This window comes from Photobacterium salinisoli, assembly GCF_003614885.1.
GTDB lineage: Bacteria > Pseudomonadota > Gammaproteobacteria > Enterobacterales > Vibrionaceae > Photobacterium > Photobacterium salinisoli.
Genome location: NZ_QZMS01000015.1, coordinates 1 through 24,081, shown reverse-complemented (window position 1 = coordinate 24,081; position 24,081 = coordinate 1). Strand labels below are relative to the sequence as shown.

The window sequence follows — 24,081 nt, the reverse complement described above, 5'->3', positions numbered from 1 at the left end:
CATCGCAGAGCTTTTAATAAATCCTGTCTTCACTGTCCGGGTCGAACAGCACCGCTTTGCTCACATCGACCGCGAATAAGAACTCACGTCCTGATACAGGCTGACTTTCAGGGTCCAACCTTGCGGTTACCTCCTGATCATTGAACTGTGTGACCACCAGCGTGTCTGCCCCCGTCGGCTCCACCACGTCCAGCATATTACTGATATGTCTATGTCTTTCAAATGCAGCTGGCAGACTCGCCGTTGCCTGACGGATCTGCTCAGGACGCAGTCCCAGTATCACTTCGCGATTTACCCAGGCTGACAGATCTTTCCCTCTCTCCGGCAAAGGTATACTGACCCGCTCGCCGTCCCGGTTATGCAGCTCTATGGCAAAGCCGTCATTGAGTGCTCTCAGGTAGCTGCGGATAAAATTCATCGCAGGTGAGCCCATAAAGCCCGCCACGAACATATTGACCGGGTTGTTGTAAATCTGCTCCGGGCTGGCAAGCTGAAGCAAGACACCGTCTTTCATCACTGCAATCCGGTCGGCCAGTGTCATGGCTTCAATCTGATCATGGGTGACGTAAACTATGGTGGTTTTCAGCCGCTGATGCAGTTTCTTGATTTCTGTACGCATTTCCACTCTGAGTTTGGCATCCAGATTGCTGAGCGGCTCATCAAACAGGTATATCTGCGGCTCCCGGGCCAATGCACGCCCCATGGCAACCCGCTGGCGCTGACCGCCCGACAGCTCAGCTGGCTTGCGATCGAGCAGATGATCGATCTGCAGCATAGAGGCCACCCTGTCCACTTCGATGGCAATCTGAGCCTGAGGGACTTTTCGCATTTCCAAACCAAAGGCAATATTGCGACGCACCGTCATACTCGGGTACAGCGCATACGACTGAAAAACCATGGCGATGTCCCTGTCTTTGGGTGACAAATGTGTCACGTCCTGATCGCCCAACAGAATGGCACCTTCACTGATGCTGTCCAGTCCGGCTATGGTATTCATCAGGGTAGATTTACCACAGCCGGAAGGGCCGACCAGCACCAGAAATTCACCGCTGTCTATTTTGATATCAATATCTTTCAGCGCGTGATAATCGCCATAGTGCTTGTTTACGTCTTTAATATGTAAGCTCGACATCGTCATTATCCTTTGACTGCACCGGCAACCAGTCCACGCAGGAAGTACTTGCCGGAGATGATGTAGATAAAAATGGTAGGGATAGCGGCAATAATAGCGGCAGCCATATCCACGTTGTATTCCTTCACACCGTGACTGGTGTTAACCAGGTTGTTGAGAGCCACTGTTATGGGCTGAGACGCCGGGCCGGAATACACCACCCCAAACAGGAAATCGTTCCAGATATTGGTGAACTCCCAGATCAGAGTGACCACGATGATCGGGCCTGAAAGCGGCAGCACTATGTGATAAAAGGTCTGAAAAAAGCCGGCACCGTCCAGCTTGGCGGCAGAAATCAGCTCAGTGGGCAACCCCACGTAATAGTTACGGTAAAACAGCGTCGTGAACGGAATACCGTAAATGGTATGAACCAGAATCAAGCCGGGCACCGAGTTTGCCAGCCCGAGATACCCCAACGTCTGTGCCATCGGCAGTAATACGGCCTGAAAGGGAATAAAACAGCCCAGCAGCATCAGCGCAAAGAACACTTCACTGCCCCTGAAACGCCATTTCGAGAGCACATAACCGTTAATCGCACCTATGGCTGAGGCCAGCACCACCGCGGGTAAGGTGATCTTGAACGAGTTCCAAAAGTACGCAGAGACACCTTCACAACTCAGCCCGGTACAGGCGGATGACCAGGCTTTTTGCCAGGCCTCTGTGGTCGGGGCCTGTGGCGGCAGCACCAGATTCCCGGTCCGTATTTCTGCCAGTTCTTTCAGTGAATTAAACACCATCACCAAGAGCGGCATAATGAAATACAATGCAAAGATTGCCAGCACCAGATACGTTAAAGCCCGCCCGGCTTGCTGGCGCCAATTAGCCTTAACCATGCTTTTTCTTCCTCAGTTCGGAATACAGATAGGGGATCAGAATGGCAATGAAGCCCATCAGGGTGATCATGGCACTGGCCGAGCCAATCCCAATCTGATTACGGCCAAATGCGTACTGATACATGAATGTGGCCGGTAGGTCGCTTGAGTAGCCAGGCCCGCCGGCTGTCAGCACCACCACCAGATCGAAGCTTTTTATCGCCAGATGAGACAGGATAATGAAGCAGCTGAAGAAGATCGGCCGCATGATAGGCAGTATGATGCGGCGATAAATCGTCGGCATGGTCGCGCCGTCTATCTGTGCAGCCTTAATGATGGAATTATCCACCCCCCGTAATCCGGCCAGCATGATGGCCATCACGAAACCGGACGCTTGCCACACCGCCGCAATGACTATGGTGTAAATCGCCATGTCCTTATCCACCAGCCAGTCGAACTGAAAGCGGGTAAAGCCGATATCGTGCATCAGTTTCTCGATACCGATTTCAGGGTTGAGTATCCATTTCCAGGCGGTCCCTGTCACTATCAGGGAAAGCGCAAACGGGTACAGATAAATGGTCCGCAGTACACCTTCGGCCCGTATTTTCTGATCCAGCAATATAGCCAGCAGCGTGCCCACGCAAATGGCGATCACAATGAACAGAAAACCAAATATAAACAGGTTAGTGTAGGCTACCGTCCAGCGCTCCATGCTGAACAGCTTGCTGTAATTGCTCAGGCCGATGAAGTCATAGTTCGGCAGCATGCGGGAGTTGGTGAAAGACAGCACCAACGACCACACGATAAATCCATAGGTAAACACCAAAGTGATCACCATGGAGGGGGCAAGTACTATTTTCGGCAACACGGCTTGTAGCCTGTCAGCCAGACTTTCCCGTGACGGCGCGCCCGACAGTGGCTGAGCTTGAGTTCCAATCGTCATAACGAGGCTCTTGTCAAAATAGGCAGGAAAGCCGGTACTGCTGTACCGGCCTGTTTAACGGGATTACTGCGCCAGCTCGATGGCCGACACCAGACGCGATGTGGCCGCATCCGCCGTCATGTCGTTGTCATTAAAATAGTTGGTCACGACGTCATACACAGCGCCGCTGACGGCCGGCTCCATGGCCATGGCATGGGCGAAGCTCGGCACCAGTGAACCGGTTTTCGCACTGGCCTGAAAATCAGACATAGACTGCTTGGCGCAGCTGTCGTAACGGGCCAGCGACACATCAGGGCGCACCGGAATGGAGCCTTTTTTCAGGTTAAATTCTTCCTGAAATTCCTTCGACACCAGCAAGCGGGACAAATCCTGCTGGGCTGCCTGCGCCTCTTTGCTTTTCTGCGCAAACATCATGAAAGCATCGACATTGAAGTTGAACGCATTCTGCGTGCCCGGCACTGTGGCACAGACATAATCCTTGCCTGGCTGTTTACCGGCAGCGGCAAACTCCCCTTTTGCCCAGTCACCCATGATTTGCACAGCGGCTTTGCCGTCTATCACCATGGCGGTCGTCAGGTTCCAGTCACGCCCCGGCATGCCCGGATCCATGTAAGATTTGAGCTTTTTGAAGGTCGCAAAAGCCTGAGTCATAGTGTCAGAGCTCAGCGCCTGTTTATCCAGCGCCACAAAGGCCTGGCGATACCAATCATCGCCGCCGACTCCCAGAGCGACCTGTTCAAACACAGTGGCGTCCTGCCAGTCCTGTCCGCCATGGGCAAAAGCGACAAAGCCAGCCTGCTTGGCATTGTCCATAAAGGCGAAGAACTCATCCCAGCTTTGCGGTACTTTGCCGCCGTTCACCTGATCAAGGATCGGCTTGTTAATCCACATCCAGTTAATACGGTGGACATTCACCGGCGCCGCTACATAACTGCCCTGATATTTATGAATATCGGCCACGGCTTTGGGTAGCAAAGCGTCCCAGCGCTCACTGGTAGCTACCTCGTCCAGTTTCGCCAGTACACCCAGATCCCCCCACTGGGCAATTTCAGGGCCGGCTATCATGGAAGCGGAAGGCGGGTTACCCGAAATGGCACGCGACTTCAGCACTGTCATGGCCGTTTCACCGCCACCGCCAGCCACCGCAAAGTCTGTCCAGTTGTGGCCTTCGTCCTTCATCATCTTTTGTAGAATGCCAAGCGCTGCCGCTTCGCCGCCCGAGGTCCAGTAATGCAGGACTTCAACATTACCGGCATGTGCTTGTCCCGTGAGCAGTGACGCCAAAGTTGCCGCTATCAGTGTGTTGTTCAGACCTTTCACGTTTTATCCTCCCTGGATAACTATTATTGTCGTTGCCAAACAGCCGCATCCCGGCATCACTCACCCTGCTGGGCAGGTACGCGGATTGTTGCCGATTTGTTAACTTTTTGTTTCTTGATTATTCACTGGGAGAATGCCAAAAGTCACTGAATGCTTGGTAAGCACGTGTAAGCAGTTTGTATCTATTTGCTTACAATTCAAGGCACTGAAAAATAAAACAAAATTACGAAAGGCCGGCACATTGCTTTGATGTGTCGCTTTGAAGCATCGCAGAGGTGAAGGGCCAGACGCATTATGAGAGAAACAAAAAACCCCTGCCGAAGCAGGGGTTTTAAGCAAGGTTTGTGCAGTTAGTCAGATCTAGCCTTTGTAGACCTTAGGGTTAAAGACATCACGCAACCAGTCACCCAGCAGGTTGATCACCAGCACCAGCGTCACCAGCACAATGCCAGGAAACGCAGTGATCCACCAGGAACCCGAGAAGATGTAGTTAAAGCCGATGCTGATCAGCGAGCCCAGTGACGGCTGATCGACGGGCATCCCCAGTCCCAGGAAAGACAGTGCCGCTTCCGACATAATGGCATTGGCCACCTGCACGGTAGAAATCACCAGGATCGGCGACAGGCAGTTGGGCAGAATATGACGGAACATAATACGCAGTGATTTCAGGCCCATCACGCGGGATGCTTCAACATACTCTTTTTTCTTCTCTGCCAGTACAGATGCCCGCACAGTCCGTGCATACTGAGGCCATTCCGCAATACCGATAATCACCACCAGCATCACAATGGCGTACTGACTGTAAAAGTCACTGCCAAAGCTGGCTTTGAAAATCGCCGACACGATAATCGCCACCATCATAGTCGAGAAGGACAACTGGACATCGGCAATCCGCATCAGAAAGCTGTCAATCCGGCCACCGAAGTAACCCGCACACAGTCCGACTATGATGCCGATAAAGAGCTGCAGCGCGACGGCAAACAAGCCAATGGCCAGTGAGATGCGCAGCCCGTAGATAATGGTCGACAGAATATCACGGCCCTGGTCATCGGTTCCCAACAGGAAGCGGGAGTCGCCAAATTCCATCCATGACGGTGCCAGCTCTGAGTCCATAATATCAATGCTGTTCAGATCATAAGGATCCATTGGCGACAGCAGAGGGGCGAACAGTGCCGTCAGAACAAAGAGCAAAAACACCGTAAAGCTGGCAATGGCGACTTTGTCTTTCTTAAAGAAATAAATGAAATCTGAGTTGAGAAAACGCTGCCAACGTGAAGGCGCGTCAGTCGTCTTGGTCGTCATGATTACGCTCCTTTGCCGGTCAGGTTAACAGTTGGGTTGATGAGTCCATATAACAGGTCAACCAGGGTGTTGGTCACCACAAAGATCAGACCAACAAAAATGACATAAGCGGTAATCAAAGGGGTATCCACACGGTTAATGGCTTCCAGGAACAGGAAACCTGTCCCCGGCCACTGGAACACGGTTTCGGTCAGAATGGTGTAAGCCACCATGGTGCCGATTTGCACACCACCGACAGTGATCACCGGCAGCATGGTATTTTTCAGGGCGTGCTGATAATACACCTTATTCTGCGGCAGGCCTTTGGCACGGGCAAATTTTACGTACTCGGTACTCAGGGCTTCGAGCATTTCAGAGCGAACCAGGCGGATAAAGAGCGGCAACATAATAGACGCCAGTGAGATACTCGGCAGCACCAAATGCGCCAGACCGTCCAGCGTAAAGAAGCCTGAATGCCAACCGAATACATTCGCCGTCTCACCACGGCCGAACGAAGGCAGCCAGCCTAATTCTATTGAGAAGACATACATCAGCATAATGGCGGTCAAAAAGACCGGAATGGAGATACCGACTATGCTAAAGCCCATGATCACTTTCGTCAGGGCGCTGTTGGGGTGGATGGCCGAATATACGCCTAAGGGGATCGACACCACAACAATAATCAGTGACGCGGCAAACACCAGTTCCAGTGTTGCTACCAGCTTGTCCAGAATCACGTCAACAACCGGACGTTTGAAGAAATAAGAGTTTCCTAAATCCCCCTGAACAGCTTTCGAAATAAAGCGGCCGTACTTCACCATGAAGGGATCGTTGAGGCCCATTTCAGTCCGCAGCGCATCTCGCTCGGCTTCGGACACAGACTGTCCCACCAGCTCACGCAGGGGATCGCCTAAATTGTCCTGGATAGCAAACGCCACCAGACTGATCACAAACATCACTACCAGTGCCTGCACCAGGCGCTTGACCAAAAACGTAAACATTTCTTGCCTCTTTAGACATCCGTAATCAGGCCCCGGCCAGCGCCGGAGCCTGCATTACGAAAGGTATTACTTGATAACCAGATCGCCCAGGTACGGGAAGTCCATACCGTTGACGATAGGTTTGATATCCACATTCTTCTTGGCAGCCCAAGACGGGTCTTGCCAGTACAGTGGAACAAAGGCGGCGTCGTTGTACAGCAACTCTTCAACCTTCTTCAGCATAGTGCTGCGTTTTTCCAGATCGGTTTCCGTGTTAGCGGCTTCAACCAGCTTGTCGACTTCTGCGTTCGAGTAATGACCACAGTTGTACTGACCTTTACCTGTGTCAGCGTTACGGGTCATGGTCAGGAACTCAGTAAAGTTCGCAGAATCTTCGGTGTCCGGGTGCCAGCCGATCATCAGCATGCCCGCTTCACACTTATCAAACTCCGGCCAGTACTGGGCTTTTGGCATAGTTTGCAGGTCGACTTTGATCTTGATTTTCGCCAGCATAGCCGCCACAGCCTGCGCGACTTTTTCGTCGTTCACATAGCGGTTGTTTGGCGCAATCATAGTGATAGAGAAACCGTTCTCATAACCGGCATCTTTCATCAGCTGCTGGGCTTTTTTCAGATCATAGCGCGGAGTCAGCGATTCGTTGTAACCGGCATAACCCACAGGACTCTGCTGGCCGGCAGGTGTTGCCGCGCCTTTCATGATCTTCTCAGCAATACCTTCGTTGTTGACCGCGTACACAATCGCCTGACGGACACGTGCATCACGCAGCGGCTCGGCCACTTTCTGGTTCAGCTGGAAGGTGATGACGCGGGTACCCGGCATAGTCACCAGCTCCAGCTTATCGTTACTCTTGATACGCTGATAATCATTCGGCGACACAGGCGCAATCATATCAACATCACCCGACAGCAGCGCAGCCACACGGGTCGCGTCTTCTTTGATAGGACGCAGCGTGATGTTATCGACATTACCTTCGCTGTCTTTGTCCCAGTAATCAGCAAAACGTTCGAACTCAACCTTTACGCCCTGCTCACGGCTGACCACTTTGAACGGACCAGTACCAGAGATATTGGTAGAGGCAAACGTTGAACCGTTTTTCTTCAGTTCAGCCTTGTCTTTGCCGTCAGCTGTCTGGCCCGTATAGAACTTGCTGTCCATCGGGAATACATAGGTCATGACGTTTTCAATCAGTGGATAGGTACCGTCAGTGATCACGTCAACTGTATTGGCATCCACTTTTTTGATATCAACGATAGGAGTGAAGATACCTTTGAAGTCAGCAGAAGACTTCAGACGCTTGAACGTCCAGACCACATCATCGGCGCTGAAGGTGTTGCCGGAGTGAAATTTCACACCTTCACGCAGCTTGAAACGCATAGTGCTGTTATCAACTCGCTCCCAGGACGTTGCCAGGCGAGGTTCAAACTCCATCGACTGGGTAAAACGGATCAGCGGATCAAAAGTCATGTGAGAAAGTTGCAGCGTGCCGCCGGACAATTGCTCATGTGGATCCATAGAGACCGGGTCAGCATCATAAGCCAGATTCAGATTGGCAGCCGCCGCACCGAAGCTCAGACCAGCAGCCATTAACGCAACGGCTATCTTGCTCTTGAAGGTTTTCATTTGCATAGCTCCTTTATGCAGGGAGAGAACTCCCAGATGGTTATGTTTGCTTATTATTGGTTTAGGTAAGCAACAACAGCCCGACTCGCAGAACGAGCCGTGCCGGCAACCAATGTCACCGGCGGGTAAACGGGTTCCGTATCAGGCCAGCTTCAGGCCTTCCTGACTCATTCCTTTGAATTCAGGCATCAAAGAAATCAATTGCTTGCTGTATTCGTGCTGCGGCGCAGTGAACAACTGCTCGGTTGGCGCCACTTCCAGCAAGGTGCCTTTCTGCATCACGCCGATGCGATCACACATCTGGCGGATAACCGGTAAGTCATGGCTGATAAACAGCATAGTCAGGTTCAGTTCATCCTGCAGATCTTTGAGCAGGTTGAGGATTTGCGCCTGAACTGACACATCCAGCGCCGAGGTCGGCTCATCACAAATCAGCAGACGGGGACGAGTAGCCAGGGCACGGGCGATAGAAATACGCTGACGCTGGCCGCCCGAAAACTCATGAGGATACTTCACGCCAGCTGCACGGCCCAGACCCACATGGTCGAGCAAGTCAGCAACGATCTGCCGCACCTGAGACTCACTGCTGGCCAGTTTGTGAAAACGAATCGGCTCAGCAATGATGTCGAAAATCTTCATCCGCGGATTCATGGAGGAATACGGGTTCTGGAACACCATCTGCATCTGACGGCGCATAGGACGGCGCTCACTCTCGCTCTTGAGCGCTGTCAGATCGATACCCTCAAATACCACTTTGCCTGAGTTAGGCGGGTACAGACCGGCAATCACGCGCGCAATGGTTGACTTGCCTGAACCGGATTCACCGACTAGGCCAAAGGTTTCGCCTTCAAACACCTCAAAGCTGACATTGTTCGAAGCCTGCACATACTCGCGGCGGCTTTCAAAAAAAGAATCTTTCGTCACAAAGCGCAGATTGACATTCTCGACCTGCAATAAGGCGCCCGTGTACTGACGCTCGTCCTGACTCTGACCCAGCCAGTGATTTTTCACATCCAGCTGCGTGGTTTCACCCGCTTCTTCGATATAGCTCACCAAAGGGAAGCGAGCCAGTTTGATATCCGAGCGCGGCACCGCAGAAATCAGGCTCTTGGTGTAAGGGTGATTAGGGTGACCCAGCACCTGTGCTGTCGGACCGATTTCAACCAGATCGCCACGGTACATCACAGCAACACGATCGGTGACGTTGGAGACCACCCCCATGTCATGCGTTACCAGCATGCAACCCACGTTTTTCTTCACACACAGTTCACGAATCAGGCTCAGAATCTGATCCTGAATCGACACATCCAGCGCTGTGGTCGGTTCATCGGCAATGATTAAATCCGGTTCGCCAGCCAGGGCGATCGCAATCACCACACGCTGACGCATGCCACCGGAAAACTGATGCGGATACTGTTTAATGCGAATTTCCGGCTGAGGGATCCCAACTTGTTCCATCAGCTTAATCGCACGGCGAACCGCTTCTTCTTTACCGACATTCAAATTGGTAATAATGGTTTCCGTCAACTGGCGTTCGACGGTATACAGAGGGTTCAAAGAGGTCATCGGATCCTGGAAAATAAAGCCGATTTTTGCTCCGCGTACTTTTCGCATCGCTTCCGGTTTTAAACCTGAAATTTTCTGACCGTCCAGGTAGACATCGCCGCTGGCAATATTGCCAGGGGGACTCAACAGGTCGATTACGGCATTACCTACCGTCGATTTACCCGCCCCGGATTCCCCGACGACACCGACGATCTCACCGCGCTCTATGGTGAACGACAGCGATTTCACCGCAGCGTGGATACCGTGACGAGACGGGTATTCAATACGAAGGTTTTTAACTTCCAATAATGCCATGCTCAGACCTCAACAACCTGGCAGCGACTCTGCCTGTCTGCAAATGATTCCATTCTAATGAACCGATAAAAATATCGGCCACGTAAAGTGCCAACAATCTGGCAAAGATTTCACTAAAAATCAACATTTCATACTATAAAACTGTGCTACCGCACAAAATCAGCATAAATAATCACTAAAACCTCAACTTAAAACAAACATAACCCTTATAAAGTAACGTAGACAAACTCCGGAAAACCCACCCAAAAACAGCTAACAATTCTATTTTTTAGCATTTATATTCAAAAGCAACTAAAACAGCCCTCTGCATAAAACACCAGACAAAACAAAACATTTAATTAACATGGTGTGATATTAGACCACTAAAAACAAAAGTATCAGTGTATGAGTCCATCAAGATCATGCTCAGCAGTATTAACAACCGCCTCTCCTTCAGGAAATAGCGCAGAAGGGCATGAATAAGCATGATTTTTCATCCGCTATCCGTACTATGAACTGTGATTCACTAACAAATATGGCACAAAGAAATCAAGTTGGCTCTCTGCCATAACACATCCCATAACGGGCACACCTCAGGAAGGCATCACCAACACAGGCAGGGGCTTAGAAGGATGGTCATAAAAAAACCCGCTCAATGAGCGGGTCTTCAAAAGTGACCGGTGAAAAGGGATTCGGACGCGACGGGCTTCCGTGCGGCGGGCTTCCGCCCCCGACCCGGCTGCCTTTCCTTTGTTCCAAACAAGCAAACAATAAAATACAGATATAAAAAAACCCGCTCAATGAGCGGATTTTTAAAGGTGGTCGGTGAAGAGAGATTCGGACGCGGCGGGCTTCCGCACCCGACCCGGCTGCCTTTCCTTTTTCCAAACAAGCAAACAGTAAAATACAGATATAAAAAAACCCGCTCAATGAGCGGGTCTTTAAAGGTGGTCGGTGAAGAGGGATTCGAACCCCCGACCCTCTGGTCCCAAACCAGATGCGCTACCAAACTGCGCTATTCACCGATAATACTTTCTTGTTGCTTGTCATCCAGCCATACATGGCTGAAAAACGTTATATGGGGTGGCTAACGAGACTTGAACTCGCGACAACCGGAATCACAATCCGGGACTCTACCAACTGAGCTATAGCCACCATTGTAACTTGGTCGTAAAAAGGGATTGAACACGGCGGATTTCCGCACCGGTGCAATACACTTCTTTTCCTAACCTGTAGGTTTGCTCATCGGGCAAACTTACTGTAAGTGGTCGGTGAAGAGGGATTCGAACCCCCGACCCTCTGGTCCCAAACCAGATGCGCTACCAAACTGCGCTATTCACCGATAATCTTTTCTTGCCGGAGATACACGACTTGCGCTATCTGCCGCTAAGCACCGAGCTTGTTACAAGCTCCATACTCAATTATATGGGGTGGCTAACGAGACTTGAACTCGCGACAACCGGAATCACAATCCGGGACTCTACCAACTGAGCTATAGCCACCATAATTTACACGCCAACAGTGCCATCCTGACTTTCCGGAGTGGCGCGCCCGACAGGATTTGAACCTGTGACCTTTGGCTCCGGAGGCCAACGCTCTATCCAGCTGAGCTACGGGCGCCTTGCCCTATCGGCGGTGGTGAATATTACGGATCAGCATGCTTCTCGTCTAGTCTTTTTTGCAAAATTTTTTGTATTCGCTTTATTTATAACCATCTCTGGGTTGATTAGCGTCATACAAACAAAGCCGCTCTGTTTAATACCACTTCGTTAAGGGATATAATCATTGCGTTTTTTACCAAAAAACCACTGGTTAATTACTCACAGCTCCGTCTCATTACGCAACATTTACAATAACTTATACAAGACAGCTGTGATATTCGAGCAAATAATCTGGGAGTGTTAAGGTGAGCTCAATGGAATTTTCTCTTCGACAACTAATGGTCGCTGCAGTCGCAACCGTCGCCATCAGCGGCTCAGCCGTAGCGGCAGATATGTCTGGCGAAGCGATCGCAGAACGCATCAAGCCTGTTGGCTCTGTATATAAGGAAGGCGATGCACCAGCTGCTACAGCCGCCGCTTCCGGCCCTCGCTCAGGCGATCAGGTCTACGGCACTTTCTGTGTGGCTTGCCACAGCAGCGGTGTTCTGGGCGCACCAAAAACTGGCGATGCCGCTGACTGGGGACCGCGGATTGCTCAAGGTATGGATACGCTGACCAACCATGCAATCAATGGTTTCAATGCCATGCCGGCAAAAGGCACCTGTATGGACTGCAGCGATGAAGAAATCGTGGCGGCGATCAATCACATGATCGAGGGGCTGTAACTCAGCCCCCCTCCGAATCCCTGAAAAAAAGGTTAGCGATATTAGCTAACCTTTTTCTTTTCCGCGGATCTTCTCAGCGTTATTTCTTATTAAACATAGAGCGGATGTTGGCAATGTGTGCCTGACCGCGCTGCATACGTTCTTCTGCCGTTACCGGTTTACGCTCAGTTTCCCAATCCAGATCATCCTGGGGCAATTCATAGAGAAAACGGCTGGGCTCAGGTTTGAGCAGCTCGCCATACTGCCGGCGTTCCTTGCATAAGGTAAAGGTCAGTGTTTTCTGGGCCCGGGTAATACCGACATACGCCAAGCGCCGCTCTTCTTCCACATTGTCTTCATCAATGCTGGTTTGATGGGGCAAAATACCCTCTTCGGCACCTATCAGATACACATGGGGGAATTCCAGCCCTTTAGAGGCGTGCAGCGTCATGAGCTGCACCTGATCGGCATCATCATCCTCTTCACCCCGCTCCATCATGTCGCGCAGTGTCATGCGCTGAACCACTTCTTTCAGGGTACGGACTTCGTTATCGTAATTATCACCTTCCAGGTCTGCGGTAATCCAGCTGTATAAATCGGACACGTTTTTCATCCGCATTTCCGCCGCTTTCGGGCTGGCGGAAGTTTCAAACAACCAGTCCTCATAATGGATATCACGGATCATCTGGCGCACGGCCGCTACGGCATCGCCCCGCTCGGCGTTATCGGCCAGCTCAACAATCCAGCGCGTAAACTGGCGCAGACTGTCCAGCCCGCGCCCTGACAGGTGCTGCTCCAGGCCAAGCTCAAAGCTGGCTTCAAACAAACTCTTACCCCGCATATTGGCGTAGGTGCCCAGTTTCTCCAGAGTGACCGGGCCAATCTCGCGCCGCGGGGTATTGACGATACGCAAAAAAGCGTTGTCATCATCCTGGTTGGTGAGCAAGCGCAGGTAAGCCATGATGTCTTTGATCTCGGTGCGTGAGAAGAAAGAGGTACCGCCAGAAATTTTATAAGGGATCCGGTTCTGCATCAGGGCTTTTTCAAACAAACGCGACTGATGGTTGCCGCGGTACAGAATCGCGTAATCTTTGTAATCAGTGTTGTTGAGAAAACGGTGGGCAATCAGCTCCCCGACCACTTTCTCGGCTTCATGCTCTTCATTTTTGGCCGTCAGGACCTTGAGCATCTCGCCATCAGGGATTTCTGAGAACAACGCTTTTTCAAACAAATGCGGGTTATTGGCGATCAGAATATTGGCGCTGCGCAATATCCGGCTGGTCGAGCGGTAGTTCTGCTCCAGCTTGATCACTTTGAGGGTCGGGAAATCTTTATTGAGCAGGGCCAGATTCTCTGGCTGCGCCCCCCGCCAGGAATAAATAGACTGATCGTCATCCCCCACCACAGTGAATTTTGACCGTTCGCCCACCAGCAGCTTCACAAACGCATACTGACTGGTGTTGGTATCCTGGTACTCATCCACCAGGAGATAGCGGATCTTATTCTGCCAGCGCTGCCGCACTTCTTCATTATCGCGCAGCAAGAGCACGGGCATCAGGATCAGATCATCAAAGTCCAGCGCGTTGTAGGCTTTCATCTGACGCTGATATAACTCGTAGCAATGGGCAAACAGCTGATCACGCTCACTTTGCGCCTGCGCTTTCGCCTGAGCGGGCGACATCATGGCGTTCTTCCAGTTTGAAATCGATGACAGCAGCATTTTGAGCAAGTCTTTATCACCGTCGAGCTGCTCTTCCGTCAATTCTTTGAGCAGCGCCATCTGATCCTGATCGTCAAACAGAGAGAAACTCGCTTTCAGCCCCAGTACTTTGTACTCACGGCGAATGATATTCAGGCCCAGCGTGTGGAAGGTCGACACCATCAGCCCTTTGGCTTCCTGGCGACCCAGGGTCTGCCCGACCCGCTCTTTCATTTCCCGCGCCGCTTTATTGGTAAATGTCAGCGCAGCAATATTGCGGGCTTTGTAGCCACATTGCTGTACTAAGTAAGCGATTTTATTGGTGATGACCCGTGTTTTGCCTGAACCTGCACCGGCCAGAACCAGACACGGTCCAGCAACAAAACGTACTGCCTCATTTTGTCTCGGATTAAGTTTCATTCATTTGCCCTATGAGTCATGTTTTATTCAGCTGCCGCATTGTAACCTGATCTCGTCTCGTGTCTATTTCAGACACCCTCCCGCGTTTTTCACAGAAAAATAAAGGTAACAGATGAGTTGCATACTAATAAAGCATCTACAATAATGAATGAACGTTCATTCACTTTGTGATCAACAATGACTGACAAAAAAGAACGTATCTTGCAGGCAACCGAAGAATTGCTGGCAAAACATGGTTTTCACGGTCTGTCGATGAACATGGTGGCCAAAGAAGCCAAAGTCGCGACAGGGACCATCTATCGCTATTTCAGTGATAAAGAGGATCTCCTGTATCAGCTTCATGACCACATACTGACGATTGTCGCCAGGAAAATCACTCAGAACGTTTCCGATGCCATGCCCTTAGAACAGCAGTTTCGTACTATGTGGTTAAACATCTGGAACATGGCTACGGATAATGAAGCGCCGCTGATTAACCGTGGTCAGTTCGAAAACATGCCGCACCGAGGTAAGCAATACAAGATCGCGTTAGAACAAACGCTCTTTGCCCCTGTCCACAGGATGTTTGACACGGGTAAAGCTCAGGGGCTGTTTAAGCCTTTAGACAACGAGATATTAAGCGCACTCAGCCTTGAACCCAGCGCCTGTCTGGCCCGCAAGCACCTGAGTGGTACGTTTACGGTAAGTGATGAGGCACGGGATGCTGCCATTAAAGCTTGCTGGGATGCTGTAATTACACATTGAATTAGCATTAACTTAAGACTCCGGAGCAAAGATAATGAAAAAATGGGTAGCATGGATAGTCATGCTCATCATCGTTGCCGTGCTGTTTGGCACGCTTTTTACGTCCAAGTACTTTGAAATAAAAGGAAAGATGGCTTATTTCGCTAACATGCCTGAACCGGATTATCCGGTGACTGTCGTGGAGGCAAAACCGACCAATTGGGTACCGGCCATTGAAGCGATTGGTTTCATCGAACCCAACCAGGGTGTGACTGTCACCACGGAAGTCGCCGGTGTGATCAAATCGCTGGAGTTCGACTCAGGCATGTCGGTGAAAAAAGGCCAGCGTCTGGTGGTACTGGACTCCGATGTTGAGGAAGCCAACCTCAAGAGTTCCCAGGCTCGTCTGCCGGCCGCCAAAGCCAAATTCATCCGCTATCAGGATCTGTACAAAAAAGGCTCTATCTCTAAGGAAGCTTTTGACGGCGCGCAAGCAGATTATTTCTCTCTGTCTGCTGATATTGAGAGCCTGAAAGCCACCATCGACCGTCGCATTATTAAAGCCCCGTTTGCCGGTGATGTCGGTCTGCGCAATGTGTTCCTGGGTGAGTATATTCAGCCCGGCACTGACATAGTGCGTCTGGAAGATACATCCCTGATGAAACTGCGCTTCACCATTGCGCAAACCGATCTGTCTGATATCCACATCGGACAGGAAGTCGATATCGCCGTTGATGCTTACCCGGATGCCAAATTCAAGGGCAAGATCAGCGCGATTGAACCTGCAGTCAATTATCAGAGCGGCTTAATTCAGGTTCAGGCGGACATTCCAAATAACGCCGGCCGTCTGCGCAGCGGTATGTTTGCCCGTGCCAACATCATTCTGCCGACCCTGGAAAATCAGGTTGTCCTGCCGCAGTTTGCCATCACCTATACCCTGTATGGCGATAATGTGTATGTGCTGTACGAAGATGACGAAGGCGTTACCCGCGTCCGTCAGTCCGTGGTGAAAACCGGTGAACGTAAGCGCGATATTATCCACGTCCTTGATGGCGTTAAACCGGGAGACCGCGTTGTTACCACAGGCCAGGTGCGCCTGAGTAATGATGTTAAAGTCCGCATCGTAGAAAACGATGCCCTGAAAACCCCGGCTGAAACACCGATGCTGTGATTCGGAGGTTAAATGCGCTTTACTGATATATTCATAAAAAGGCCGGTCCTGGCAGTGTCGATCAGTATTCTGATTGCCCTGCTTGGTTTTCAGGCTATTTTCAAAATGCAGGTCCGGGAATATCCCGAGATGACCAATACCGTAGTCACTGTGACGACCAGTTATTACGGTGCCAGTGCCGATCTGATCCAAGGCTTTATTACTCAGCCGCTGGAGCAGGCCATCGCGCAGGCAGACAATATTGATTACATGACGTCGTCATCGGTACTGGGTTCCTCGACAATTACCGTCAACATGAAACTCAATACCGATCCCAACGCGGCCCTGTCTGATGTACTGGCAAAAACCAACTCGGTGCGCTCTCAGCTTCCCCGTGAAGCGGAAGACCCGACTGTAACTATGTCGACCGGCTCTACCACGGCGGTTATGTACATCGGCTTTACCAGTGACGAGCTCAATTCCAGCCAGATCACCGATTACCTGGAACGGGTATTCAACCCGCAGCTGTTCACAGTGAACGGCGTATCCAAAATCGATCTTTATGGCGGGATGAAATTTGCGCTGCGGGTATGGCTGGATCCGGCCAAGATGGCGGCATACAACCTGACTGCCAGCGACATCATGACAGTGCTGAATGCCAATAACTATCAGTCGGCCACGGGTCAGGCTACGGGCGAGTTCGTGCTGTATAACGGCACGGCAGATACCCAGGTCAAAACCACAGATGAGCTGAAAAAACTGATTGTCTCGACGCAGAAAGGTCAGGTGATCCGCTTAGGTGATATCGCCAAAGTCACCCGGGCAAAAAGCCACGACATTTACCGTGCAACAGCAAACGGTGAGGAAGCCGTAGTCGCTGCAATCAATGCGGCGCCAAGCGCGAACCCGATCAATATTGCCGCCGATGTGCTGGATCTGCTGCCTGAAATTCAGCGCAACATGCCAAGCAACATCAAGATGAACGTCCTGTACGACTCAACAGTTGCCATTAACGAGTCGATTCAGGAGGTTATCAAGACTATCGGTGAAGCAGCGCTGATTGTACTTGTGGTGATCACCCTGTTCCTGGGTTCGTTCCGCGCGGTACTCATCCCTATCATTACCATTCCGCTGTCGCTGATTGGGGTGGCCATGGTAATGCAGGCCTTCGGTTTCTCCTGGAACCTGATGACGCTGCTGGCCATGGTACTGGCCATCGGCCTGGTGGTCGATGATGCCATCGTGGTACTGGAAAACGTCGATCGTCACATCAAACTCGGCGAGTCACCGTTCCGGGCAGCCATTATCGGTACCCGTGAAATTGCGGTGCCTGTTATCGCCATGACCCTGACGCTGGGCGCGGTATACGCACCTATCGCACTGATGGGCGGCATTACCGGCTCACTGTTTAAAGAGTTCGCCCTGACGCTGGCGGGGTCGGTCTTTATCTCAGGGATTATCGCGCTGACACTGTCGCCGATGATGTGTTCTAAGATCCTGAAAGCACACGATAAGCCAAACCGCTTTGAAGATACAGTGCACAGTGTTCTGGATCGCATGACCAGCCGCTATGAAAAAATGCTGACCACAGTGATGAAATCACGCCCTGTGGTGATTGTGTTTGCGATCATTGTCTTTGCTATGCTGCCGGTTCTGTTCAAGTTCATTCCCAGTGAACTGGCACCGGCTGAAGATAAAGGCGTACTGATGATGATGGGTACCGGCCCGTCTACCGCTAACCTGGATTACATTGAAAACTCCATGAGCGAAGTGAACGAAATGCTGAGTAATCAGCCTGAAGTGGCTTTTGCTCAGGTGTTCTCCGGTGTACCGCAATCCAATCAGGCATTCGGTATCGCTTCTATGGTGCCCTGGAGTCAGCGCGAAGCCAGTCAGGCAGAAGTGGTCGGCCGTGTCACTACCCTGGTTAACGATGTCCCTGGTATGGCGGTAACGGCTTTCCAAATGCCGGAACTGCCGGGTGCGGGTTCTGGTCTGCCCATCCAGTTTGTCATAACGACTCCCAACAACTTTGAAAGCCTGTTTCAGGTGGCCGGTTCGATTCTGGATGATGTCAGCAAAAATCCGATGTTTGTGTATTCAAACTTGGATCTGAACTTCGACTCCGCCACCATGAAGATCAGCATAGACAAAGACAAAGCAGGGGCTTATGGCGTCACTATGCAGGATATCGGTATCACCCTGAGCACCATGATGGCCGACGGTTATGTCAACCGCATCGACCTCAATGGCCGTTCTTACGAGGTGATTCCGCAGGTAGAACGTAAGTACCGCCTGAATCCTGAATCGCTGAACGCCTTCTATGTTCGTGCAGCTGATGGTAATTCTGTGCCCCTGGGCAGCCTGATCACTATTGATGTTGTGGCTGAGCCTCGTGCACTGCCGCACTTCAACCAGCTGAACTCAGCAACCATAGGTGTGGTGCCTATGCCAGGGACCGCCATGGGTGACGCTATCGACTGGTTCCGTACCGAAGCCGTCAGCCAGCTACCATCTGGCTATCAGTATGACTTCATGGGCGAGGCTCGCCAGTACGTGACCGAAGGCAATGCCCTGTTTGCAACATTCGGTCTGGCATTGGCGGTGATCTTCCTGGTGCTGGCTATCCAGTTCGAATCACTGCGCGACCCTATGGTGATCATGGTATCGGTACCGCTGGCTATCTGTGGCGCGCTGGTCTCGCTGGCCTGGGGCGCGGCTTCGATGAACATCTACTCACAAGTAGGTTTGATCACCCTGATTGGTCTGATCACCAAACACGGGATTCTGATCTGTGAAGTCGCAAAAGAAGAGCAGCTCAATCACCAGAAAGACAAAATGTCTGCGGTAATGGAAGCCGCCAAAGTGCGTCTGCGTCCAATTCTGATGACCACCGCGGCGATGATTGCCGGTCTGGTTCCTCTGCTGTACGCCACCGGGGCAGGTGCTGCCCAGCGCTTCAGTATCGGTATCGTTATCGTATCCGGTCTGGCGATAGGCACACTCTTTACCCTGTTCGTGCTGCCGGTGATCTACACCTACCTGGCAAGTACTCATAAACCGCTGCCGGTTTTTGTGGAGGACAAGGATCTGGAAAAGTTAAAACGGGCTGACGAAGCGAAACTCGCGCTGAAAGCCCGGGAAAGTTAATCCGCAACTTTCTATCAGACTAAGGCCGCGCAAGCGGCCTTTTTTTCAGCCCACCTTACCCAATCTGGCCAAGGATTCCTGCCTGCCACAGAAATTTTTGGTGTACACTAACGGCTAAAAGTATCCCATTAACCTCATGGAGTTAAACCCGCGTATGTTTGATCCAAAGAAACTTGAGCAGGTTGCCAAGCAAATTCAGGAAGCCATGCCTCAACCGGTCAAAGCGCTTGGTCAGGATGTGGAACAGAAAGTGCGTCAAACCATCCAGGCACAACTGAGCAAGCTGGATGTGGTGAATCGCGAAGAGTTCGATGTGCAGACCCAGGTCCTGCTGCGCACGCGCCAAAAGCTGAACGAGCTGGAAAAAAAGGTTGCCCAGCTGGAAGCTATGCTGGCAGATAAATCCGAATAATTGGTTTCATTACAGACATGAAAAAGCCCGGCAAATTTTGCCGGGCTTTTAACTAACCAGGAAGGATGATGACTTAGTCGCCGACAGCGATACGTTTCATATCTGTCATATAACCTCGCAGTTCGTGACCAATCTGCTCTACAGGGTGATTACGCAGCGCTTCATTCACATCAATCAGCTGCTGGTTATCAACATGGTTACTGGTAACAGCCAGGCCTTTGCCGATAACATCTGTGCTGACTTTCGGCATGAACTTTTCACGCAGCAATGGCGTAGCCACATTAGCAAACAGGTAGTTACCATATTCTGCCGTATCAGAGATCACCACGTTCATCTCGTACAGACGCTTACGGGCAACTGTGTTGGCAATCAGAGGCAGTTCATGCAAAGACTCATAGTAAGCCGACTCTTCAATAATGCCTGAGGCTGTCATGGCTTCAAACGCCAGCTCAACACCAGCACGAACCATAGCCACCATCAGAATGCCGTTATCAAAGTATTCCTGCTCAGCAATTTTGGCATCAGTTTGCGGGTAGTTTTCAAACGCCGTCTCCGCCGTTTCTGCACGCCAGCCCAGCAGTTCTGCGTCATCGTTCGCCCAGTCGGCCATCATAGTCCGTGAGAACTCACCTGTGATGATGTCGTCCATGTGCTTGTTATACAGCGGACGCATCAGATCTTTCAGCTCTTCAGACAACTCAAATGCTTTGATCTTGGCCGGGTTCGTCAGACGATCCATCATATGAGTGATGCCGCCAAACTTCAGGGCTTCAGTTATGGTTTCCCAGCCGAACTGCAGCAGCTTACCGGCATAGCCAGGCTCGACGCCTTCAGCAATCATCTTCTCGTAACACACGATAGAGCCTGCCTGCAGCATACCGCACAGAATCGTCTGCTCACCCATCAGGTCAGATTTCACTTCAGCAACGAAAGAGGATTCCAGCACACCGGCACGGTGGCCACCTGTTGCTGCCGCCCAGGCTTTCGCAATTTCCAGGCCTTCACCTTGCGGGTCATTTTCCGGGTGAACGGCGATCAGCGTTGGTACACCAAAACCACGCTTGTATTCTTCACGTACTTCAGTACCCGGACACTTAGGAGCGACCATCACAACAGTCAGGTCAGGGCGAATCTGCATCCCTTCTTCAACAATGTTAAAACCATGGGAGTAACCCAGCGCAGCACCTTGCTTCATCAGAGGCATCACAGTGGTCACAACATCGGTGTGCTGTTTGTCAGGTGTCAGGTTGATAACCAGATCGGCCTGAGGGATCAATTGTTCATAGCTACCCACTTCAAAACCATTGTCTTTCGCATTACGGAAAGAAGCACGCTGCTCATCAATCGCAGCCTGACGCAGTGCATAAGCAACATTCAGACCTGAATCACGCATGTTCAGACCCTGGTTCAGGCCCTGTGCACCACAACCTACGATAACGACCTTCTTACCTTTCAGGTAATCCGCTTCCTGAGCAAACTCGCTGCGATCCATAAAACGGCAACGGCCCAGTTGATCCAGTTGCTGACGTAAATTTAAGGTATTGAAATAGTTAGCCATAACAAGTTACTCCGTGAATTCTAATCCTTGGTCGGCACTTCACTGCCGAATAACCTGATAGTAGATCAGGCTTGATGTTGTCTAAAGTGATATATTCACAACATCATATTGCAAATGGTGCAACATAAACCATGAACATAAAATCACTCCAACTCTTTCTTCATCTGTGTAACAGCAAGAACTTTAGCCAGACGGCACAGAAGATGCACATCAGTCCGTCCGCGCTCAGCCGGCTTATTCAGCGACTGGAGCAGGAGTTGTCTCAGCCCCTTTTCATTCGCGACAACCGCAGTGTGGAACTGACCACCTCAGGCCGTAAACTGCTACCGGTTGCCAGCCGCATTGTTGCCGAATGGCAACAACTGCAGCAAGAGCTGACTGAACAGGATCAAATGCTCAAAGGTAAACTCACCCTGTTTTGCTCAGTGACTGCCAGCTACAGCCATCTGCCCAATGTGCTGAATCAATTCAGACAACATTACCCTCAGGTAGAAATTCAGCTTGTTACCGGCGATCCGGCTCAAGCCGTGAATAAAGTCCTGCACGATGAAGCTGATTTTGCCATTACTGCCCTGCCTGCCAATCTACCCAATAAACTCACTTTCATTTACTTGGGTAATGTCTCAATGTCGTTAATCAGCCCATTAGTCACACCACCCGGTCTTCAGGCATTGCTTTCTCCGGACATTCAGTGGGACAAGCTCCCCTTCATTCTGCCTGAGTATGGAACGGCGAGAGAGAATGCTGACAAGTGGATGAAATCACAAAAAATAAAACCCAACATTTATGCTCAAGTTGCTGGGCATGAAGCTATTGTTAGTATGGTAGCATTGGGATGCGGCATCGGAATTGCGCCAGATATCGTTATAGAAAACAGTCCGATTCGCGATCAGATTCAAAAGCTGCCAGCAGCAGCCGTCGAACCATTAACATTGGGATTGTGCTGCAAACAAAGTCGACAGCAAGAGCCTCTTTTTCAGGCATTGCTGACGTTATTCAAATAGCAGGTCGGTTATGACGTCAACGCATACTTTAACGCACAGCTACTACTCCGCTTTCTATGCAGAAAAAGGTTATCGATTTTTAGAACAGATTGCACAAACTCATACGATGCCGAATGATCTCGTTGTTTTCTCTGTCATGCATTGCTATGAAGGCTCTCTGCCGTATCTCAACGTGCTGTGTAAACTTGCTGACCGTGTCATTTTCATTCCCAAACAAGCGACTTTTTGCAACAACGGCACACTGCTAAATACCATCCGATCCATTCCAAACTGTGATGTCGTCGCACCCGGCTTTGACAAAATCGCGTTAAGAGATCCGATACGTTGCTTGGAACTTATTCAGCAATACACCCAGCAAGGTCAGGCGTTTCTGATTCTGGATCACGGTGGCTATTTTGCCCAAGGCGTTGAAGCTATCTTTGAGGCGTATGATGAACAATGCGTGGGGATTGCTGAGTTAACCGCTAATGGCATCGCCAAATATCGCAACCGGCATCTAGTCAAACCCTTGGTATCGGTTGCTCATCTGAGCATCAAGACCCCAGCCGACTACGAGGCTTCTGAGTGTATCGTGCATTACACAGATCAAATCCTGCGCGAGTCATTTGGCCTGAAATTGAACAACCTCGGTTTTCTCACTATCGGGGTGATAGGTAGTGGTAATCTGGGCCGGGGGATCTGTAAGACACTACAAGGTAAAGGTATCCATGATATCTATGTCAGTGATCAGGATCCCAGACAACTCACCGCCTTACCCAGAAATGGCATACAGGTTTGCTCAACCGAAACCATGCTAGAGCACTGTAATCTCATTTTCTGCTGCACCGGAAATGGCGCACTTCACTCGGCTCACATCCAGTCCAGACGCGAGAATTTATTCATAGCTACAGTCACCTCTGCCGACGATGAACTCAATCTCCCCGATCTCGTACAACAAGGGATTTTGCAGTATGTAGGGGGAAATCAACTGGTGACAGAATATCAAAATCGGCACGGTGCCAGTATCTACCTAATAGCCGGTGGAGAATCTGCAAATACCCCTTTCAAAACAGGCATGGGTGATCCTACTTTGTACCTGTTTGAAGCCGCGCATTTACTAGCTGGTCTGCAGTTAAGCAGTCAGTCTCACAGCTATGCACCAGGCATTCAGGCTTTATCGGCACAAGATGAAATTTTCATTGCTGAGCAATGGCTGCGTTTTTTCTACGGTTACGCTTAATTGACCAGGCACTGCCCTCCGGACGAGTGGAGTTGTATGGCACCGGAACTCGTCTGACCGAAGAAAGATACCCAATCCCGTCTATGACAGCACAAACGTAAAAAAGCCCCAGTCTTTCGTCGGGGGACGCCCAGTCTGAGGCATTCAAGAAGTGGCGGACGGCTGGGGTCGCACACGACCGGGACGCGATGGTCCGGCATTCCGGCCCGCGACCAAAGTGCAGCGCACTTTTGGGGCGATCAGCCTGAGGGATCCATCAGTGACCAACAACCGACGACACTGCAATCGCCAGACAGCAAAAAACCCAGCCATTGCTGACTGGGTTTCTCTGATAAGTGGCGGAGCGGACGGGACTCGAACCCGCGACCCCCGGCGTGACAGGCCGGTATTCTAACCAACTGAACTACCGCTCCACACGGTCGAAACCAGACTGGGTCTGCTTTCTGAATAGGGA

General features: G+C 50.9%; 17 protein-coding genes and 6 tRNA genes. 7 read left to right on the top strand and 16 right to left on the bottom strand.

Going from position 1 to position 24,081, the window contains the following annotated elements; translation table 11 throughout:
* Positions 1-13: 13 nt before the first annotated feature.
* The 13 genes from D6M16_RS19775 to D6M16_RS19715 form a co-directional block, all read right to left on the bottom strand.
* Positions 14-1,132, bottom strand: coding sequence for an ABC transporter ATP-binding protein (locus D6M16_RS19775; RefSeq protein ID WP_120513629.1), 1,119 nt, complete (start codon positions 1,130-1,132; stop codon positions 14-16).
* Positions 1,133-1,137: 5 nt separating this feature from the next.
* Positions 1,138-2,004 carry a carbohydrate ABC transporter permease gene (locus D6M16_RS19770; protein ID WP_120513628.1) on the bottom strand — a complete coding sequence of 289 codons (867 nt, stop codon included), beginning with the start codon at positions 2,002-2,004 and terminating at the stop codon, positions 1,138-1,140.
* Positions 1,997-2,926, bottom strand: a complete 930-nt coding sequence (locus D6M16_RS19765) for a carbohydrate ABC transporter permease (protein ID WP_120513627.1) — start codon at positions 2,924-2,926, stop codon at positions 1,997-1,999. Before D6M16_RS19765 ends, D6M16_RS19770 begins: the two co-directional genes overlap by 8 nt.
* A gap of 63 nt (positions 2,927-2,989) precedes the next feature.
* Positions 2,990-4,246 (bottom strand): ABC transporter substrate-binding protein, encoded by a 1,257-nt coding sequence (locus D6M16_RS19760; RefSeq protein ID WP_120513626.1) that lies wholly within the window; start codon positions 4,244-4,246, stop codon positions 2,990-2,992.
* Positions 4,247-4,606: 360 nt separating this feature from the next.
* Positions 4,607-5,548, bottom strand: coding sequence for an ABC transporter permease (locus D6M16_RS19755; protein WP_120513625.1), 942 nt, complete (start codon positions 5,546-5,548; stop codon positions 4,607-4,609).
* 2 nt (positions 5,549-5,550) lie between these two features.
* Positions 5,551-6,528, bottom strand: coding sequence for an ABC transporter permease (locus D6M16_RS19750; RefSeq protein ID WP_120513624.1), 978 nt, complete (start codon positions 6,526-6,528; stop codon positions 5,551-5,553).
* A 66-nt stretch (positions 6,529-6,594) separates the two neighbouring features.
* Positions 6,595-8,148 carry an ABC transporter substrate-binding protein gene (locus tag D6M16_RS19745; RefSeq protein ID WP_120513623.1) on the bottom strand — a complete coding sequence of 518 codons (1,554 nt, stop codon included), beginning with the start codon at positions 8,146-8,148 and terminating at the stop codon, positions 6,595-6,597.
* A gap of 141 nt (positions 8,149-8,289) precedes the next feature.
* On the bottom strand, positions 8,290-10,008 hold the full coding sequence (locus D6M16_RS19740) for an ABC transporter ATP-binding protein (RefSeq protein ID WP_120513622.1): 1,719 nt from the start codon (positions 10,006-10,008) through the stop codon (positions 8,290-8,292).
* Positions 10,009-10,935: 927 nt separating this feature from the next.
* Positions 10,936-11,012, bottom strand: a tRNA-Pro gene (locus D6M16_RS19735).
* Positions 11,013-11,066: 54 nt separating this feature from the next.
* A tRNA-His gene (locus tag D6M16_RS19730) sits at positions 11,067-11,142 on the bottom strand.
* A 110-nt stretch (positions 11,143-11,252) separates the two neighbouring features.
* Positions 11,253-11,329, bottom strand: a tRNA-Pro gene (locus tag D6M16_RS19725).
* Between the two features lie 84 nt (positions 11,330-11,413).
* A tRNA-His gene (locus D6M16_RS19720) sits at positions 11,414-11,489 on the bottom strand.
* 41 nt (positions 11,490-11,530) lie between these two features.
* Positions 11,531-11,607: transfer RNA gene (locus D6M16_RS19715), tRNA-Arg, on the bottom strand.
* 295 nt (positions 11,608-11,902) lie between these two features.
* On the opposite strand from D6M16_RS19715, the gene D6M16_RS19710 reads away from it, so the two are divergent.
* Positions 11,903-12,313 (top strand): c-type cytochrome, encoded by a 411-nt coding sequence (locus D6M16_RS19710; RefSeq protein ID WP_082095883.1) that lies wholly within the window; start codon positions 11,903-11,905, stop codon positions 12,311-12,313.
* A gap of 79 nt (positions 12,314-12,392) precedes the next feature.
* Here the strand turns inward: D6M16_RS19710 and rep are convergent, their stop codons facing one another.
* Positions 12,393-14,411: a DNA helicase Rep gene (gene rep / locus D6M16_RS19705; protein WP_120513621.1), complete on the bottom strand. Its 2,019-nt coding sequence runs from the start codon at positions 14,409-14,411 to the stop codon at positions 12,393-12,395.
* 177 nt (positions 14,412-14,588) lie between these two features.
* Here rep and D6M16_RS19700 point away from each other — a divergent pair, with 177 nt between their 5' ends.
* From D6M16_RS19700 to ubiK, 4 genes are all read left to right on the top strand, one after another.
* Positions 14,589-15,155, top strand: a complete 567-nt coding sequence (locus D6M16_RS19700) for a TetR/AcrR family transcriptional regulator (RefSeq protein ID WP_120513620.1) — start codon at positions 14,589-14,591, stop codon at positions 15,153-15,155.
* Between the two features lie 34 nt (positions 15,156-15,189).
* Positions 15,190-16,305, top strand: a complete 1,116-nt coding sequence (locus D6M16_RS19695) for an efflux RND transporter periplasmic adaptor subunit (protein ID WP_120513619.1) — start codon at positions 15,190-15,192, stop codon at positions 16,303-16,305.
* Between the two features lie 12 nt (positions 16,306-16,317).
* Positions 16,318-19,434: a multidrug efflux RND transporter permease subunit gene (locus D6M16_RS19690; RefSeq protein WP_120513618.1), complete on the top strand. Its 3,117-nt coding sequence runs from the start codon at positions 16,318-16,320 to the stop codon at positions 19,432-19,434.
* A 154-nt stretch (positions 19,435-19,588) separates the two neighbouring features.
* A complete protein-coding gene (ubiK, locus tag D6M16_RS19685) occupies positions 19,589-19,846 on the top strand; it encodes a ubiquinone biosynthesis accessory factor UbiK (RefSeq protein ID WP_120513617.1) in 258 nt (85 codons plus the stop codon).
* Positions 19,847-19,919: 73 nt separating this feature from the next.
* On the opposite strand, the gene ilvC is transcribed toward ubiK, so the two are convergent.
* Positions 19,920-21,404, bottom strand: coding sequence for a ketol-acid reductoisomerase (gene ilvC / locus D6M16_RS19680; RefSeq protein WP_120513616.1), 1,485 nt, complete (start codon positions 21,402-21,404; stop codon positions 19,920-19,922).
* A 131-nt stretch (positions 21,405-21,535) separates the two neighbouring features.
* On the opposite strand from ilvC, the gene ilvY reads away from it, so the two are divergent.
* Both ilvY and D6M16_RS19670 read left to right on the top strand, forming a co-directional pair.
* Positions 21,536-22,408, top strand: a complete 873-nt coding sequence (ilvY, locus tag D6M16_RS19675) for an HTH-type transcriptional activator IlvY (RefSeq protein ID WP_120513615.1) — start codon at positions 21,536-21,538, stop codon at positions 22,406-22,408.
* Between the two features lie 10 nt (positions 22,409-22,418).
* Positions 22,419-23,627, top strand: coding sequence for an NAD(P)-binding domain-containing protein (locus tag D6M16_RS19670; protein ID WP_120513614.1), 1,209 nt, complete (start codon positions 22,419-22,421; stop codon positions 23,625-23,627).
* Between the two features lie 336 nt (positions 23,628-23,963).
* Here D6M16_RS19670 and D6M16_RS19665 read toward each other — a convergent pair.
* Positions 23,964-24,040: transfer RNA gene (locus tag D6M16_RS19665), tRNA-Asp, on the bottom strand.
* Positions 24,041-24,081 lie beyond the last annotated feature (41 nt).